This is a genomic window from Micromonospora sp. LOL_014, assembly GCF_048060245.1.
Taxonomy (GTDB): Bacteria; Actinomycetota; Actinomycetes; order Mycobacteriales; family Micromonosporaceae; genus Micromonospora_E.
Window position 1 is genome coordinate 1 of record NZ_JBHMIP010000052.1, and the last position, 15,816, is coordinate 15,816.

Here is a 15,816-nt window from a genome sequence, read left to right on the forward strand (position 1 = left end):
GGGCCGGACCCCGTACCCCGGGGTCCGGCCCTTCGACGTATGCCCAGGCCAGGTCAGCCGGCCGCAGCCGCCGTCCGGTATCGGGCGGCTAGGTCGGCGGCGCCGACGGTGGTGAGCCGGCCGAACAGGCGCAGCCGGGCCATCCCGCCGTCGGGATGGATGTCCAGCCGGACGTGGCTGACCGGGCGGGGCCGGTCCAGCCGGAAACGGTGCCGGGTGTCCGGCTGCAACGGGGTCAACGGCAGCAGCTCCGGCCAGTCGGTGGAGTCAACGCCGGAGCCGCCGTCGAGGGCCGGATCGGTGCCGGTGAGGTCGGTGCCGAGCAGCCGGGCCGCCGCCGGGGCGTTGCCCTTGAAGTGGCTGGTGTCCAGCTCGACGAACTCGACGACGCCGACGGCACAGAGCCGGACCTGGACCCAGTCGTTGCCGTCGTCGCGGCGGCGGGCGGTCTCCCAGCCCTCGCCCATCGTGCGGGCCGGCCCGGGTAGCAGCAGCTGCTGCGGGGATCCGTAGAACCGGTCGCTGCACGCCTCGACCCGGCCACCGTGCTCGACCGCGGCAAGGTCGAGCACCTCGGTCAGCAGATCCGGGTCGGGCACCGGCTCGCCGTACACCCGCAGCCGGGCGACCCCGCCGTCGGGAAAGATCGTCAACCGTACGTGGGTCTGCCGTGCCGGCACGTCGACCGGGACGACCAGCTGGCTGTCCCCGGCCAGCGCGGTGCGGGGCACCAGCGGGGTCCACCGCGCCGCGGCGAGTTCCTGCGGCCTGGGATAGCCGTCGAGTGAGCAACCGTCCACCGCCGCGTACGGCGGGTAGTTGCCGGTGAAGTGCGCGGTGTCGATCAGCACGGCCCGGACCACCCCCGGGGCACCGAGCCGGACGACGGCGTGGTCCGCGCCGGGTTGGCGACGGCGGCGGGTTTCCCAACCGTCGTACACCTGGCCCTTCGCCCCGAAGGTGCCGGCGGCGAAGACCGGCGGGCGCGGGTCGACCAGGTTGTCGGCGGCGGCGAAGAACTCGTCGTTGGCGGCGACCACTCCCCCGCCGAGGGCGCGGGACGCCAGGTCGGGCAGTCGGGTCGGGTCAGGCCCGTCCGGCGGACCGGGCGGTGGCGTGGATACGTGACTACCGGTCAACGGTCCCCTCTCGCGACAACAGGCGGCCGCGCGGCGCATCCGGGGTGACCGGTGCGCCGCGCAGCCAGGTGGCCCGGACGATGCCGGTCAGGCGTCGTCCGGCGTACGGGGTGATCGGATGACGTTGCCGCAGCCGGCCGGGATCGACGTCGTAGCTCGGCGCCGGGTCGAAGGCGACCAGATCGGCGTCGGCGCCGACGACGAGCCGGCCCTTGGTGGGCAGCCCCACCAGGTCGGCCGGCCCCTGGCACATCCACCGGACCACGTCACCGAGACCGAACCCGCGCCGACGGGCTTCGGTCCAGATTGCCGGCAGCCCCATCTGCACCGAGGCGATACCGCCCCAGGCGGCGGCAAAATCCCCGGTGTCGGGTGCCTTCAGCGCGGGCGGGCAGGGTGAATGGTCGGAGACCACGCACGAGATGGTGCCGTCGGCCAGGGCTGCCCACAGCGCGTCCTGGTTGTCGCGTTGCCGGATCGGCGGACAGCACTTGAACTCGGTGGCCCCGTCCGGGATCTCCTCGGCGGCCAGGGTCAGGTAGTGCGGGCAGGTCTCGGCGCTGACCGGCACCCCGGCCCGCCGGGCAGCGGCCAGCACCGGCACCGCGCCGGCAGCGGACAGGTGCAGGATGTGCAGCCGGGCACCGACCCGGCGGGCGACGTCGATGGCGGCGGTGACCGCCTCGATCTCGGCCGCCGGCGGCCGGCTGGCGAGGAAGTCCCGGTAGCGGGTCGAGGAGGCGGCGGCCATGAGCTGGTCGGGTTGCTCGGCGTGCACCACGAACAGGGCGGGTACGGCCGCCAACGCGGCGGCGAGCTGACCGGTGTCCAGTGGGGGGAACTCCGGCACCCCGGAGTCGGCGAGGAACGCCTTGAACCCGAAGACCCCGGCGGCGTACAGGTCGGGCATCACCTGCTGGTTGCCGGGGACCGCGCCGCCCCAGAAGCCGACGTCGACATGGCACTGCCCGGCGGCGGCCCGCCGTTTGACGGCCAGCGCGGCCGGGTCGACGGTCGGCGGAAGGCTGTTCAACGGCATGTCGACGATGGTGGTGACGCCACCGGAGGCGGCGGCCAGGGTGGCGGTGGAGAATCCTTCCCACTCGGTACGACCGGGTTCGTTGACGTGCACGTGGGTGTCGACGAGTCCGGGCAGCAGCGCGACGTTGCCGAGGTCGCTGTCGACCGTCGCCGGCACGTGTTCCCGATAGTCGGCGACGGCGACGATCCGACCGTCGCCGACGGCGATTGCGGCCGGACGCTCACCGTCGGGCAGCACCGTGCGGCGAGACCGCAGTACCAGATCAACGGGCATGGTCGGTGGGCTCCTCACCGGACGCGGTCGGCAGGTGGGCGGTCGGCCCGGCATCGCGGTCGGCGGTCGGGGCGACCTCGGTGGCGCCCGGACCGGCCAGGGTGGTCAGTACCGTGCGGTCGAAGCCGGCGTCGGCCGGGTCGACAGCGCCGCAGTCCAGCCCGCGCAGCAGGAACCGGGCCAGCGCCCGGGCGGTCGCCGGCTCGTCGAGAATTCCGCCGGACCGGCGGGCGAGGTAGGCGTCGAGCCGCCGGACGGTTTGCTCCCGGCCGGCACGGTAGAAGGCGTAGGTCGCCGCGAACCGGGTCGGCAACTGGTGCGGGTGCAGGTCCCAGCCCTGGTAGAAGCCGCGTTCCAGGGATCTGCGGACCAGATCGGCGTGGCGCTGCCAGGCGGAGCGCACGGTCGCGGTGTCGCCGACCGGCAGGATGTTGGTGGAGCCGTCGCTGAGCGGTACACCGGTGCCGGCGGCGGCCACCTGCATGACGGCTTTCGCGTGGTCGGAACTTGGATGGTCCATACTCAGGTAATCGGCGGCGATGCCGCAGGCGGTTCCGTAGTCGTAGGTGCCGAAGTGGAGTCCGGCACACCGTCCGGCTGACTCACCGATCAGCCGGGCGACGGTCGCGGTGCCGTCGGGAGCGAGAATCGCCGCCGGAGTCTCAATCTGGATCTCGAACCGCAGCGCCCCGTCCACCAGCCCGTACGCCTGCTCCAGCCGGCCGCAGACGTCGACCATCGCGGCGACCTGGGCCGGGTGGCTCACCTTCGGCAGGGTGACCACGAAGCCGTCGGGCGGCCCAGCGCAGGCGTCCAGAAAAAGGTCGAGGCTGCGGACCGCCCGCCGCCGGGTGGCCGCCTCCAGACACTTGATCCGCACCCCGACACGGGGCGGGCCCACGCCGGCGGCCCGTGCCTCGGTCAACGCACGTGCCGCGGCCCGCAGGTCGGCGTCCTCGGTGGCGTCGTCGCGTACGCCGTACCCGTCCTCGACGTCGATGCGCAGGTCCTCGACCGGCTCGCGGGCCAGTTTGGCGCGTACCCGTCGGTCCAGCTCGACCGGGTACGGTGCCGGCGGATGGGCGTCCAGCGCGGCCAACGCCGCCGCGCCCCAGGTCGGCAACAGGTCGGCGGTGACCCGGTCGGCGGGCACGTACACGGTGTGCACCGGCTGGTGCCCCGACGCCTCGCCCGGATAGCGGACCCGCAGCGCGGCGTCGACGTCGGCGAGCCGGTCGTCCAACGCGGCGTACACCGCCGGATCGAGCCGGGCCATCAGTCGATCAACCGGTACGCCGGCAGGGTCAGGAAGTCGACGTAGTCGGGACCAAGGGCGACCTCCTCGAACAACGCCCGGGCCTGCGGGAACCGACTCGCCGCCCAGTCCGGTTCGGTCAGCGCGGCGCGGATCGCGGCGAGTTCGGCGTCGCCGATGGCCCGGACCAGATCGGCGGTCACCAGGGTGCCGTCGGGCAGCCGTACCCCGTTGCGGATCCACTGCCAGATCTGCGACCGGGAGAGCTCGGCGGTGGCCGCGTCCTCCATCAGGTTGTCGATCGCCACCGCGCCGTTGCCGCGCAGCCAGGCCTCCAGGTAGCGCACCGCGACGGCGACGTTCGCACGCAGCCCGGCCTCGGTCACGGCACCGCCGGTGGCGGCGACGTCCAGCAGTTGCGCGGCGGTGACCGACACGTCCGGGCGTTGCCGGTCGAGCTGGTTGGGCCGGTCGCCGAGGACCTCGTCGAACACCTCGCGGCAGGCCGGCACCAGGTCGGGGTGGGCGACCCAGGACCCGTCGAAGCCGTCGGCGGCCTCCCGACGTTTGTCGGCCCGGACCTGGTCGACGGCGCGGGCGGTGACGTCGGCGTCCCGCCGGTTGGGGATGAAGGCCGACATGCCGCCGATCGCCATCGCACCCCGCCGGTGGCAGGTGGCGACCAGCAGTTCGGTGTAGGCGCGCATGAACGGCGCGGTCATCGTGACCGCCGCCCGGTCCGGCAGCACGAACCGCTCGCCGGCGTCGCGGAAGTTCTTGATGATGCTGAAGAGGTAGTCCCACCGACCGGCGTTGAGCCCGGCGGCGTACGGGCCGAGTGCCCACAGGATCTCGTCCATCTCGAACGCCGCGGTGATCGTCTCGATCAGCACGGTGGCCCGGATGCTCCCGGCCGGCAGGCCGAGCGTCTGCTCGACATGGACGAACACGTCATGCCACAGCGCGGCCTCCTCGTGGCTCTCCGTCTTGGCCAGGTAGAGGTAGGGGCCGCTGCCCTGGCGCAGCAGCTCTGCGGCGTTGTGGAACAGGTACAGGCCGGCGTCGACCAGCGCGCCGACGGCCGGCGCACCGTCGAAGACGAGGTGCCGCTCGTCGAGGTGCCAGCCACGGGGCCGGACCACGATCGTCGGGTACGGCCCGGGGCCGAGCCGGTAGGTCTTCGTCTCGGTCCGCAGCTCGATGGTGCGCCGGACGGCGTCGGCGAGGTTGCGTTGCCCGTCGATCACGTTCGCCCAGTGCGGGGTGTTCGCGTCCTCCAAGTCGGCCAGCCAGACCCGGGCACCGGAGTTCAACGCGTTGACGGTCATCTTCCGGTCGGTGGGACCGGTGATCTCCACCCGCCGGTCGGCCAGGTCGGGCGGGGGCGGCGGCACCGTCCAGCTGCCGGCCCGTACCGGCGCGGTGTCGGCCCGGAAGTCCAACCGGCCGGTGCGGGCGCTGTCGGCCCGGCGGCGACCACGGGAGGCGAGCAGCTCGGTCCGCCGGCCGGCGAACCGGCGGTGCAGTCCGGTGAGGAAGGCCACCGCGTCACCGGTCAGCACGTCGCCGGTAGGTGGCAGCGGGTCGACCTGGCTGCGGGGCATCAGAGGTCACTCCTGTTCGATGGGACCGGGGACATCAGGGTCCGGTGCGTACGGGCGGCCTCGCGGGCCAGGTCGGCGGCGTCGGCGGTACGCAGCTCGCCGCGTTCGACGACCCGCCGGCCACCGACCAGCAGCAGCTCCACCGGGGCGGGTGGGCCGAGCACCAGCGCGGCGACCGGGTCGTCGATGCCGGCATGGCCCAGCCCGTCGACCCGCCACAGCGCGATGTCGGCGAGCTTGCCCACCTCCAGCGAGCCGGTCTCGGCCGCCCGGCCCAGGCAACGTGCGCCGCCGATGGTCCCCAGCGCGAGGGCGTCGCGGGCGGTCAGCGCAGCGGGTCCGCCACGCAGCCGGGCGGCGTACAGCGACTGGCGCAGCTCCGCACCGAGGTGGCCGACCTCCTGACTGGCGGCGCCGTCGACGCCCAGGCCGACCGGTACGCCGGCGGCGAGCAGATCGGTCACCCGGGCGGTGCCGGCCCCGAGCCGGGCGTTGGAGCTGGGACAGTGCGCGACGCCGGTGCCGGTGGCGCCGAGCCGGGCCACCGCCGCGTCGTCGAGGTGGACGCCGTGCGCCAGCCACACGTCGTCACCGAGCCAGCCGAGCTGTTCGGCGTACTGCACCGGGGTGCAGCCGTGCGTGGTCCGGCAGTACTCCTCCTCCTCGACGGTCTCGGCGAGGTGGGTGTGCAGCCGGACCCCCCGGCGGCGGGCCAGTTCGGCCGACTCGCGCATCAGCCGGGGGGTGACCGAGAACGGCGAGCAGGGGGCCACGGCGACCCGCAGCATCGAGTCCGGTGCCGGGTCGTGCCAGCGGTCGATCGCCGCCTCAGTAGCGGCCAGCGCGGCGTCGGTGTCCTCCACGGTGGAGTCCGGGGGCAGCCCACCGGCCGAGCGGCCGAGGTCCATCGAACCCCGGCAGGGATGGAACCGCAGCCCGATCCGGCGCGCGGCGGCGATCTCGGCGGCGAACAGGTCACCGCCGTCACGGGGAAAGACGTAGTGGTGGTCGGTGCTGGTGGTGCAGCCGGACAGCGCCAGCCAGCCGAGGTTGGCCGCGGCGGCGGCGTGCACCGTGTCGGCGTCCAGCCGGGACCAGACCGGGTAGAGGGTGGTCAGCCAGCCGAACAGGTTCTGCTGCTGGGCCAGGCCCCGGGTGGCCCACTGGTAGAGGTGGTGGTGGGTGTTGACCAGACCGGGGGTGGCCAGGCAGCCGGTGGCGTCGATCCGGCGTACCCGGCGCGGATCCCCGCCGGTGAGCGTGTCGAGCAGGCCGGTGGGCACGTCGCCGGGGCCGACGGCGGCGATCCGACCGTCGTCGCCGACGACGAGATGCCCGTCGCGGTGCTCGGTGCCGGCGACGTCGACCGTGGCGACGGCGGCGCCGGTGACGACGATCACCACTGCCCCAGCTCCGGCGGCGCGTCGTCGCGGGTGACGGTGCCCTCGATCAGCCCGTACGGCCGGTCGGCGGCGACGAACACGCTGTTCGGGTTGTCCAGGCCGAACGGGCTCAGGTCGACCAGCAGGTGGTGCTTGTTCGGCAGGGCCAGCCGCACCTCCACCACGTCGGGCCGGTCGGTCAGCACCCGCTCACCCATCGCGTACAGCGTCTGCTGCAGGGACCGGCTGTAGGTGCCGACGAACGCGTCGACCAGCGCCTGGCGTACCGCTGCGTGGGCGGCGTCGAAGCCGCCGGGCGGCGCGGTGCCGGCGTAGCGCCACCGGGCGTCCACGGCAGTGGCGAGAATCCGGTCGGCGGTCTCCGGCAGGGTGGTGTACGGGTCAACGACGTAGCCCCGGAATTCCGAGTCGGTGGAGTTGAGCAGGACCAGGTCGGACAGGCCGGCGATCACCTCCGCCCGGTCGCCGTCGTAGCGGACCGTGGCGGTCCGGGTGGACCCGCCGTCGCGTTCGAACGAGTGCGGCCCGAGCCGTCGCCAGTCGTACTGTTCGATGTCGACGCGGGCCCGGGTGATGTCGGGCTGGCTGTCCACGAAGTGCCGGGCCAGCAGCAGGCCGAAGTCCTCGGCGCTGGCGATACCGTGGCGACGGGCGAACGCGTACACCGTGTTCTTCTGCGTGTCGGTCGGCAGCACCTGGCTGTTGTCGCCGGTGAGGTGGGTGGCGGCGAGGTCACCGGCGAGCGCGACGGAGACGTTGAGGTCGCGCAGGGTGTGCCGGTCGCCGTCGCGGTCCACCCGGACCACCCGGGTCTGTGCCTTGCCGTACCGGTTCGGCCCCAGAACGATTCCCATCCGGTCAGCTCCCTCGGTAGGTGGTGTAGCCGTACGGGCTCAGCAGCAGCGGTACGTGGTGGTGGCGGGCGGCGTCGCGAACGGTGAACACCACCGGGATCTCGGTGTAGAAGGCGTCCGCCCCGAGTCGGTCGGCCACGTCGAACACCAGCCGGTACGTCCCGGCTGCCCAGCCGGCGCCCGGCACCCAGTCCCGCAGCCGGCCGTCGGCGTCGGTGTGTCCGGTGGCGACGGTGCGCCAGCCGCCCTCCGGGTCGGCGGCGTCGAGTCGCACGGTGATACCGGTCGCCGGGGTGCCGGTGGTGGTGTCCAGCACGTGGCTGGACAGCGGCGCCGGCGCGGCCATGTCGTCGACCAGCCGGCCCAGGCGCAGCGCGGCGATGTCGCCGAGCTCGGTGCGGACCACGCCCTGCTCGGTGTCCGGGTCGTGGTGCAGCCGCTGCCGGGCGGCGGCCACCAGTTCGGCGGCGCCACGGCCGTTCGCGAAGATCAGGAAGCGGTACCCGAACCGCTGCTCGTAGGCGTCGTTGACCTCAGCCAGTTCGGTCGCGACGCCGGGGCCGGAAGCGACGGTGCCGGGGCCGGGGCCGGGGCCGGAAGCGACCGTGCCGGAATCGACCGTGCCGGAAGCGGCCGTCGCCGCCGCCTGCTCGCGACGGGACCACTCCGCGTCCCGGCCGGTGCCGGTGGGCGGCCGACCGATCCGCGGGTGGGCGGCGACCGCGTCGGCCACCTCCGGCCAGGGCAGCGCACCGACCTGCGCCCTCGCGGCGGCGGTCAGCGCCGCCTGGTCGGCGTACGGCCGGCCGGCCGTCACGGCGGCGGCCCAGCCGGGCGCGGCGCAGCAGCTGAGCAGCAGTTCCCGCACGTCATCGGCGGGCAGCGTGTTGAACACGTCGAGTCCGCGGTCCAATCCGGTCCCCTTTCGCTGGGCAGCAGCAGTCAAGCAGTTGCGGCGAGCCGGCCGATAGCGGCGCAGGAACCAAAGACGAAACATCGTCACCGTACGGTTTTTGGAGGTTCATCCAATCACCGTGACCGGAGGCGACCCCTGTGCTGCTGGCCGACGTGCTCGACAAGGCCCATCTGAAGCTGGTGCCGCTGACCGGCGACGACGGTCGGGACCGCACCGTCGGCCGGGTCAACGTCATCGACCTGCCCGACCCGGGCCGCTACGTGGCCACCGCAGACCTGGTGCTCACCGGCCTTATGTGGCACCGGGGGCCGGCCGATTCCGAGGTCTTCGTCGCGGCGCTGGCCGCCGCCGGGGTGACCGCGCTGGGCGCGGGTGAGGCGCTGCACGGCAGCGTGCCCCGCGATCTGGTCGCCGCCTGCCGCCGGCACCGGCTACCGCTGTTCGAGGTGCCCGCCGACGTGTCGTTCCGCGACATCATCGACGACGTTCACCCGACCCTGTGGGCGCAGCGGGCCAGCTCGCTGGCGGCGGTGCTGGGCCGGCAGCGCGGACTGGTCGCCGCGATGGCCGCCGGCGCCCGGCTGACCGATCTGCTGCCGACCGTCGCAGCGGCGATCGACACCGACTGCTGGACGTTGACCACCAGCGGCCGGGTGGTGGCCGGAACGGCCGAGCTGGCCGATCCGGTCGCCGACGCGCTGAGCCGCGCCTTCCTGACCGCGCGGCGGCTGCCCGCGACGGTGACGGTCGATGGTGCGCGGTTCTCCGTGTTCGGGGTGCCCGGCCGGGCCGAGCACCGGCTGGCTGCCTGGTTGGTGGCCTGCCGTGGCGCGCTCGACACGCTGCCCGGCACGGTCGACGAACTGACCAGCGTGGTGGCGCTGGAACGGGCGCACCTGGACGAGGCCGCCCGGGTGGAGGCACGGTTAGCCGGTCAGCTGCGCACGGCACTACGGGCGCCGGGGGACCTCGCCGGGCTGCGGGCCGCGCTGCTGGCCGCCCGGCTCGACCCGGACGCCACGTTCGTCGCGGTCGCCGCCACGCTGGACGGGATGCGCGCACCGGCGACGCTGACCGTCGCCGTGGTCGACGAGTTCCTCAGCCGGCTGGCACCCGACCGGGCAGTCGCCGTCCTCGAACCCGACCTGCCCTCGGGGGCGCTCGCCGTGCTGGCGCTGGCTCCGCAGGGCGCCGGCACCATAGGTTCGGCGCTGGTCGCCGCCGCCGACCGGATGGCGCCAGGGCTGCGCGGCGGCCGGCTCATCATGGGTGTCTCCGCCGCCGGCGTGGGTGCCGCCGGGCTGGGCGGGGCGGTCGAGGAGGCGCTGCACGCGCATCGATCCGCCACCGGCACCGCGACCGGCCCGGTCAGTGTGGTGGCCGCCGGTGACCTCGCGTCGCATTCGCTGCTGCTGGCCGGGGTGCCGGCCGGCACCCGGCAGGGGTTCCGCGGCCGGCTGCTAGGGCCGGTCGAGGAGTACGACCGGGCGCACCATGCCGACCTGCTGCGTACGCTGTCGGCTTTTCTCGACTGCGACGGATCGTGGAGCCGCTGCGCGCAACGGCTACATGTGCACGTCAACACGTTGCGGTACCGGATCGGTCGGATAGAGCAGTTGACCGGCCGGGACCTCGGCCGGTTCGAGGACCGGGTGGACTTCTTCCTGGCGTTGCGGCTCACCGCCAGCTGACCCGTGCGCCGCAGGCCCGTACTCCGTCGGATGGATCGAGCCCCGGCCGCCGGTCAGCCGTCCGCCGTCGCGGCCGCTGCGGGCCGCGACGATCTCGGCGGCGATGCTGACCGCGGTCTCCTCCGGGGTCACCGCCCCCAGGTCCAGCCCGATCGGCGCGGACAGCCGGGTCAGCGCAGCCGGCGGCACCCCGACGGCACGCAGCCGGGCCGCCCGGTCGGCGGCGCTGCGCCGGGACCCCATCGCCCCGAGGTAGGCCAGCGGCAGGTCGAGCGCGGTCCGCAGCAGCGGTACGTCGAACTTCGGATCGTGGGTGAGTACGCAGAGCACCGTACGCGGGTCGACCCGACCGGCGGCGGCCTCGACGCTCAGATAACGGTGCGGCCAGTCGACGACCACGTCGTCGGCGTCCGGGAACCGCTGCCGGGTGGTGAAGACCGCCCGGGCGTCGCAGACCGTCACCCGGTAGCCGAGGAACCGGCCCTGCCGGGCCAGCGCGGCGGTGAACTCGGTCGCCCCGCAGATGATCATCCGGGGCGGTGGCAGGATGGCGAGGACCAGCAGGGTGGTGCCGGCGGCAGGCTGGGCGAGCGTGGTGCGCCCGGTGTCCAGCGCCGGGCGGGCGACCCGGACCGCCGCCGCGTCCAGCGTCGGCCCGCCGAGCGAACCCCACTGACCTTCGGCGTCGACGAGCAGCCAACAGCCCTGGCTGACTGGCGGCCCGGTGAGGCAGATGACGACCGCGACCGGGCGGGCGGCCCGGGTCGCCGCATGCAGCCGCTCCAGCTGCGGCACGCTGTCGCGGTCCACCCGCTGCACGTACACCTCGATGGTGCCGCCGCAGGTGAGACCGGGGTCGAAGAGCTCGTCGCCGGTGTCGCCGAAGCGCGCCAGCCGCCCCTCGCCGGTCTCCAGCACGGTACGGCACAGCTGGTAGATGGCGGCCTCGACGCAGCCGGCCGAGACGCTTCCGGTGACCGTACCGTCCGGGGCCACGAGCATGCTGGTGCCCGGTGGCCGGGGTGCGCTACCGGCGGTGGCGGTCACCGTCGCGACGGCCACCTGCTCACCGGCGTACCACCAGCGCATCGCCTCGTCGAGGACCGGCCCGATCATCCGGTCGCCACCGTCCGGGCCGATGCACCGCCGGACCCGCCGCCCTCGATGAGCCGGTCGAGGTCGGCGAACCGGTCGGGCTCCGGGAACCGGGCCGGGCCGGCGAACCGGTCGGGGTCCGGGAACCGGGCCAGGTCACCGGGCCGGTCCAGGTCGGTCGGGTCGGCCACGTCGCCGCACGGCACCAGACGCAGCTGGTCGGGGTGGGCCCGCAGATAGTCGCGGGCGCCGGTGTCACCGGTCGCCGACGCCGCCACCGCCGTCCAGTGTGCCCGACCAAGCACCACGGGATGCCCCGGCCGCCCGTCGACGTAGCTGGCCGCAGCCAGCGTCCGCCGATCGGCGCCGGCCGCCACCCGGCGGACCGCCGCTGGACCGATCCCCGGCATGTCGACCAGCAGGACGGCCGCAGCGTCCGCCGGGCTGGTGCCCACCGCCGCCAGGCCGACCCGCAACGACGAGCCCATCCCGGTGGCCCAGTCCGGGTTGACCGCCGGCACGGCACCGGCCAGGTCGGCACTGGTGCACACCGCGTCGGCCGCCGCGCCGAGCACCACGATCACCGGCCGGCAGCCGGCCGAGCGCAGCGTCTCGACGGCCCGGGACACCAACAGGGTCCCGTTGAGACGGACCAGCGCCTTGGGCCGACCGTAGCGGTGGCCGGCGCCGGCGGCGAGGACGATTCCGGCAAGCACCCGTCAACGATGGGCAGCGGCTGATCACCCGGTCAAGGCACCCGGGTACGCCTTGTAGCTTCGTCCAACCACCCGGCTGATCGGCGGGTCGGGATTGTGTTTCGCCGTCATTGTCCGGGCCGACGGCGGCGACGGACGATGCGGACCGTGGATCTGCATACCGTCTCCGACGTGATCGACGCCGACGCCGACGCCTGGCGCCCCGGTGACCGCTGGCTCGCCGGCGGCAGCTACCTGTTCTCGCAACCTCAGCCCGGGGTGCGCCGGCTGCGTGACCTGACCCGGCTGCGCTGGCCGTCGATCCGGATCGATTACGACGGGCTGGAGATCGCCGCTACCTGCACCGTCGCCGAGCTCGCCCGGTTCGCCCCGCCGCCCGGCTGGAACCGGGTGACGGCGCTGGTCGCCGGCTGCTGCGACGCGTTCCTCGCCTCCCGCAAGATTTGGAACGTGGCAACCGTCGGCGGCAACATCTGTGCGGCGCTGCCGGCCGGTCCGATGACGTCGCTGGCGGTGGCGACCCGGGCCGAGTACCTGCTCACCGACCTGACCGGCGGGCAGCGCCGGGTGCCCGCCGACGGATTCATCCGCGACGTCGGTGCAACAGTGCTCGACACCGGCGAGTACCTGCGCAGCGTCCGGCTGCCGGCAGCCGCCGCTCGAGCCCGGTACGCGATGCGCCGGGCGTCGCTTTTCCGGCACGGCCGGTCGGCGGCGCTGGTCATCGGCTCGGTCGACCAGGACACCGGCGGGTGGACGATGTCGGTGACCGCAGCCACCCGCCGCCCGGTGGTGCTGTCGCTGCCGGCCGCACCGACCGGGTCCGAACTGCTGGACCGGGTCGACGCCGGATGCGCCGCCGCCGGCTGGGTCGACGACGTGCACGGCCTGCCGCGCTGGCGGCGGCACCGCACGCTGCGGATGGCCGACCAGGTCCGGGCCGAACTGGCCGCGGCCGGCACCGACGGCGAGGACGGCCGGTGAACGTCGTGGTGGACGGCACCGCCGCCGTCGGGGAACCGGCCGCCGGCCAGTGCCTGCGCACGTTCCTACGCGACCAGGGCTGGTACGGCGTGAAGAAGGGCTGCGACGCCGGGGACTGCGGGGCGTGCACCGTACACGTCGACGGAGTCCCGGTACACAGCTGTGTCTACCCGGCGGTACGGGCCGAGGGCCGGTCGGTGACCACGGTCGAAGGACTGGCCGACGGCGACACGCTGCACCCGGTGCAGCAGCGGTTTCTCGACGCGCAGGGATTCCAGTGCGGGTTCTGCACCGCCGGGCTGGTGATGACGGTGGCCGCGCTCGACGAGACCCAGCGCGCCGACCTGCCGCGCGCGCTGAAGGGCAACCTGTGCCGGTGCACCGGCTACCGGGCGGTCCGCGACGCGCTCGACGGGGTACGGCACGTGACCGGCACCGCCGACGGCACCCCCGGCGGCGGCCCTGGCTGCCCGGCGGTCGGCGGCAACGTGGCCGCCCCGGCCGCCCGGCAGATCGTCACCGGCACCGCCCGGTTCACCTTCGACGTCGATGTTCCCGGGCTGGCCCACCTGAAGTTGGTCCGCTCGACGGTGCCGCACGCCCGGATCGTCGACGTCGACACCGACGACGCGGTGCGGGTACCCGGGGTCCTGGCGGTACTCACCCACCACGACTGCCCCGACCTGCGGTACTCCACCGCCCAGCACGAGAACCCGCGCGAGGACCCGGCTGACACCCGGCTCCTTGACGACGTGGTCCGCTTCGTCGGGCAGCGGGTGGCGGCGGTGGTCGCCGAGACCGAGGCGGCCGCCGAGACGGCCGCCAACCTGGTCCGGGTCAGCTATCAGCCGCTGCCGGCGGTGTTCGACCCGGCGGCGGCGATGCTCCCGGGCGCGCCCGTCCTGCACGACCTGGAACCGGCGGTCAGCGGCATCGCCCGGCCAGTGGACAACGTGGCCGGTGAGGTGCACGGTGAGATCGGCGACGTCGACCGGGCGCTGGCCGACGCCGACGAGGTCTTCACCGCGACGTTTCGTACCCAACGGGTGCAGCACGCCCACCTGGAGACGCACGGAGCGATCGCCTGGCCGGAGCCGGACGGCGGACTGACCGTGCGGTCCAGCACCCAGACGCCGTACCTGACCCGACGGGCGCTGGCCCGGCTGTTCGGCCTGCCAACCGAGAAGGTCCGGGTGGTCGCCGGCCGGGTCGGCGGCGGGTTCGGCGGCAAGCAGGAGATGCTCGTCGAGGACGTGGCGGCGCTGGCCGCGCTGCGCACCGGACGACCGGTGAAACTGGAGTTCACCAGGGCCGAACAGTTCACCGCGGCGACCACCCGGCATCCGTTCGACACCCGGGTGACGGTGGCGGGGTGCCGCGACGGCACGCTGACCGCGATCCGGCTGCACGTGGTCGCGGACACCGGCGCGTACGGCAACCACGGCCCGGCGGTGCTGGCGCACGGCTGCAGCGAGTCGGTGGCCCTATACCGGTGTGCGAACAAGCAGGTCGACGGTTGGTCGGTCTACACCAACACGGTGCCGGCCGGCGCGTTCCGCGGCTACGGACTGGGTCAGGTGTCGTTCGCGGTGGAGTCCGCCGTGGACGAGCTCGCCCGCCGGCTCGGGTTCGATCCGGTCGCGTTCCGCGCCCGCAACGTGATCGGCCCGCAGGATCCGCTGGTCACCCCGGTCGGGCACGACGACACCGTACGGGTGCACAGCTACGGCCTGGACCAGTGCCTGGAGCTGATTCAGCGGGCCCGGACCGAGATCCGGCAGGAGGACGTTGCAGCCGGCTGGCTGGTCGGCGACGGCATGGCGGTGGCGATGATCGCCACCGGACCACCGGGCGGTCACCACGGCCGGGCCCGCGTCACCCTCGACGCCGACGGCGGCTACCAGTTGGACATCGGGATGGCCGAGTTCGGCAACGGGTCGACCACCGTGCACCGGCAGTTGGTCGCCGACGCGCTGGCCACCACCGTGGACCGGATACGGATCCGGCAGTCGGACACCGCGCTGGTCGGTCACGACACGGGGGCGTTCGCCTCGACCGGCACCGTGGTGGCCGGCGCCGCCGCCCAGCGCGCCGCGGTCGCACTGCGGGACGTGCTGGTCGACGCCGCCGCGCGGGCGACCGGCGTCGACCCGCGGGAGTGCCGGGTGGACGCGACAACGGTGCGGTGCGCCGGCCGGCTGATCGATCTGGTCGATTTGGCCCGGGCCGCAGCGACGGCCGGCCGGCCGCTCACCGCCGAGGGGCACGCCGACGGAGCGCACCGCTCGGTGGCCTTCGACGCGCACTGGTTCCGGGTAGCGGTCGACCCGGACACCGGGGAGATCCGAATCCTGCGCAGCGTGCACAGCGCGGACGCCGGCACGGTGCTCAACCCGATGCAGTGCCGGGGGCAGGTGGAAGGTGGGGTGGCGCAGGCTCTCGGTGCCGCCCTCACTGAACATGTGGACATCGACGACCAGGGTCGGGTCACCACCGACGATTTCCGCAGCTACCACCTGCCGACCTATGCCGACGTGCCGCTCACCGAGGTGCTGTTCGCCCGAACCAGCGATCCGCTCGGGCCGGCGGGCGCGAAGTCGATGAGTGAGAGCCCGTTCAATCCGGTGGCCGCCGCGCTGGCGAACGCGCTGCGGGACGCGACCGGAGTCCGCTTCACCGATCTGCCGTTCACCTCCGACCGGGTGTGGGACCGGCTGCAGCACGGCCGGGCCGACGGCGAGTGATGACATCGGCGAGTAACGACTGAAGGAAGAATAGATTCGCATGGTGGCTGTTTCGTTGGCGGAGATCGTTCGGGCGCCGAAGGTGCTGCTGCATGACCAT

11 protein-coding genes and 1 pseudogene are annotated in these 15,816 nt (G+C 73.9%); 3 read left to right on the forward strand and 9 right to left on the reverse strand.

Annotated features, from left to right (window positions below; all coding sequences use genetic code 11):
• Nucleotides 1-53: 53 nt before the first annotated feature.
• The 7 genes from alc to uraH are packed head-to-tail and all read right to left on the reverse strand — an operon-like array spanning nucleotide 54 to nucleotide 8,483.
• Nucleotides 54-1,139: an allantoicase gene (gene alc, locus ACFHW1_RS27775; protein WP_416557470.1), complete on the reverse strand. Its 1,086-nt coding sequence runs from the start codon at nucleotides 1,137-1,139 to the stop codon at nucleotides 54-56.
• Complete coding sequence (gene allB, locus ACFHW1_RS27780) at nucleotides 1,129-2,454, reverse strand: allantoinase AllB (protein ID WP_416616533.1); 1,326 nt, start codon at nucleotides 2,452-2,454, stop codon at nucleotides 1,129-1,131. Before allB ends, alc begins: the two co-directional genes overlap by 11 nt.
• Nucleotides 2,444-3,730 carry a DUF6986 family protein gene (locus ACFHW1_RS27785; protein WP_416557472.1) on the reverse strand — a complete coding sequence of 429 codons (1,287 nt, stop codon included), beginning with the start codon at nucleotides 3,728-3,730 and terminating at the stop codon, nucleotides 2,444-2,446. Before ACFHW1_RS27785 ends, allB begins: the two co-directional genes overlap by 11 nt.
• Nucleotides 3,730-5,313, reverse strand: a complete 1,584-nt coding sequence (gene aceB, locus ACFHW1_RS27790; protein WP_416616535.1) for a malate synthase A — start codon at nucleotides 5,311-5,313, stop codon at nucleotides 3,730-3,732. The genes ACFHW1_RS27785 and aceB overlap by 1 nt, the downstream gene beginning before the upstream one ends.
• Nucleotides 5,313-6,713, reverse strand: a complete 1,401-nt coding sequence (locus ACFHW1_RS27795; protein ID WP_416557474.1) for an 8-oxoguanine deaminase — start codon at nucleotides 6,711-6,713, stop codon at nucleotides 5,313-5,315. The genes aceB and ACFHW1_RS27795 overlap by 1 nt, the downstream gene beginning before the upstream one ends.
• Nucleotides 6,710-7,570, reverse strand: coding sequence for a factor-independent urate hydroxylase (gene pucL, locus ACFHW1_RS27800; protein WP_416557475.1), 861 nt, complete (start codon nucleotides 7,568-7,570; stop codon nucleotides 6,710-6,712). The genes ACFHW1_RS27795 and pucL overlap by 4 nt, the downstream gene beginning before the upstream one ends.
• 4 nt (nucleotides 7,571-7,574) lie before the next feature.
• Complete coding sequence (gene uraH / locus ACFHW1_RS27805; RefSeq protein WP_416557476.1) at nucleotides 7,575-8,483, reverse strand: hydroxyisourate hydrolase; 909 nt, start codon at nucleotides 8,481-8,483, stop codon at nucleotides 7,575-7,577.
• Between the two features lie 155 nt (nucleotides 8,484-8,638).
• Between uraH and ACFHW1_RS27810 the strand changes: the two are divergent.
• Nucleotides 8,639-10,105, forward strand: a pseudogene (locus tag ACFHW1_RS27810) (PucR family transcriptional regulator); the annotation flags it as partial.
• Here the strand turns inward: ACFHW1_RS27810 and ACFHW1_RS27815 are convergent.
• Together ACFHW1_RS27815 and ACFHW1_RS27820 are read right to left on the reverse strand one after the other, a co-directional pair.
• Nucleotides 10,052-11,293 (reverse strand): XdhC family protein, encoded by a 1,242-nt coding sequence (locus ACFHW1_RS27815; protein WP_416557477.1) that lies wholly within the window; start codon nucleotides 11,291-11,293, stop codon nucleotides 10,052-10,054. The pseudogene ACFHW1_RS27810 and the gene ACFHW1_RS27815 overlap by 54 nt on opposite strands.
• A complete protein-coding gene (locus ACFHW1_RS27820) occupies nucleotides 11,290-11,988 on the reverse strand; it encodes a nucleotidyltransferase family protein (RefSeq protein WP_416557478.1) in 699 nt (232 codons plus the stop codon). Before ACFHW1_RS27820 ends, ACFHW1_RS27815 begins: the two co-directional genes overlap by 4 nt.
• 147 nt (nucleotides 11,989-12,135) lie before the next feature.
• On the opposite strand from ACFHW1_RS27820, the gene ACFHW1_RS27825 reads away from it, so the two are divergent.
• Together ACFHW1_RS27825 and ACFHW1_RS27830 are read left to right on the forward strand one after the other, a co-directional pair.
• The gene (locus ACFHW1_RS27825; protein WP_416557479.1) at nucleotides 12,136-12,972 is read left to right on the forward strand and encodes an FAD binding domain-containing protein; all 837 of its coding nucleotides are present in this window, start codon (nucleotides 12,136-12,138) and stop codon (nucleotides 12,970-12,972) included.
• On the forward strand, nucleotides 12,969-15,716 hold the full coding sequence (locus tag ACFHW1_RS27830) for a molybdopterin-dependent oxidoreductase (RefSeq protein WP_416557480.1): 2,748 nt from the start codon (nucleotides 12,969-12,971) through the stop codon (nucleotides 15,714-15,716). Before ACFHW1_RS27825 ends, ACFHW1_RS27830 begins: the two co-directional genes overlap by 4 nt.
• The last annotated feature ends 100 nt before the right edge of the window (nucleotides 15,717-15,816 follow it).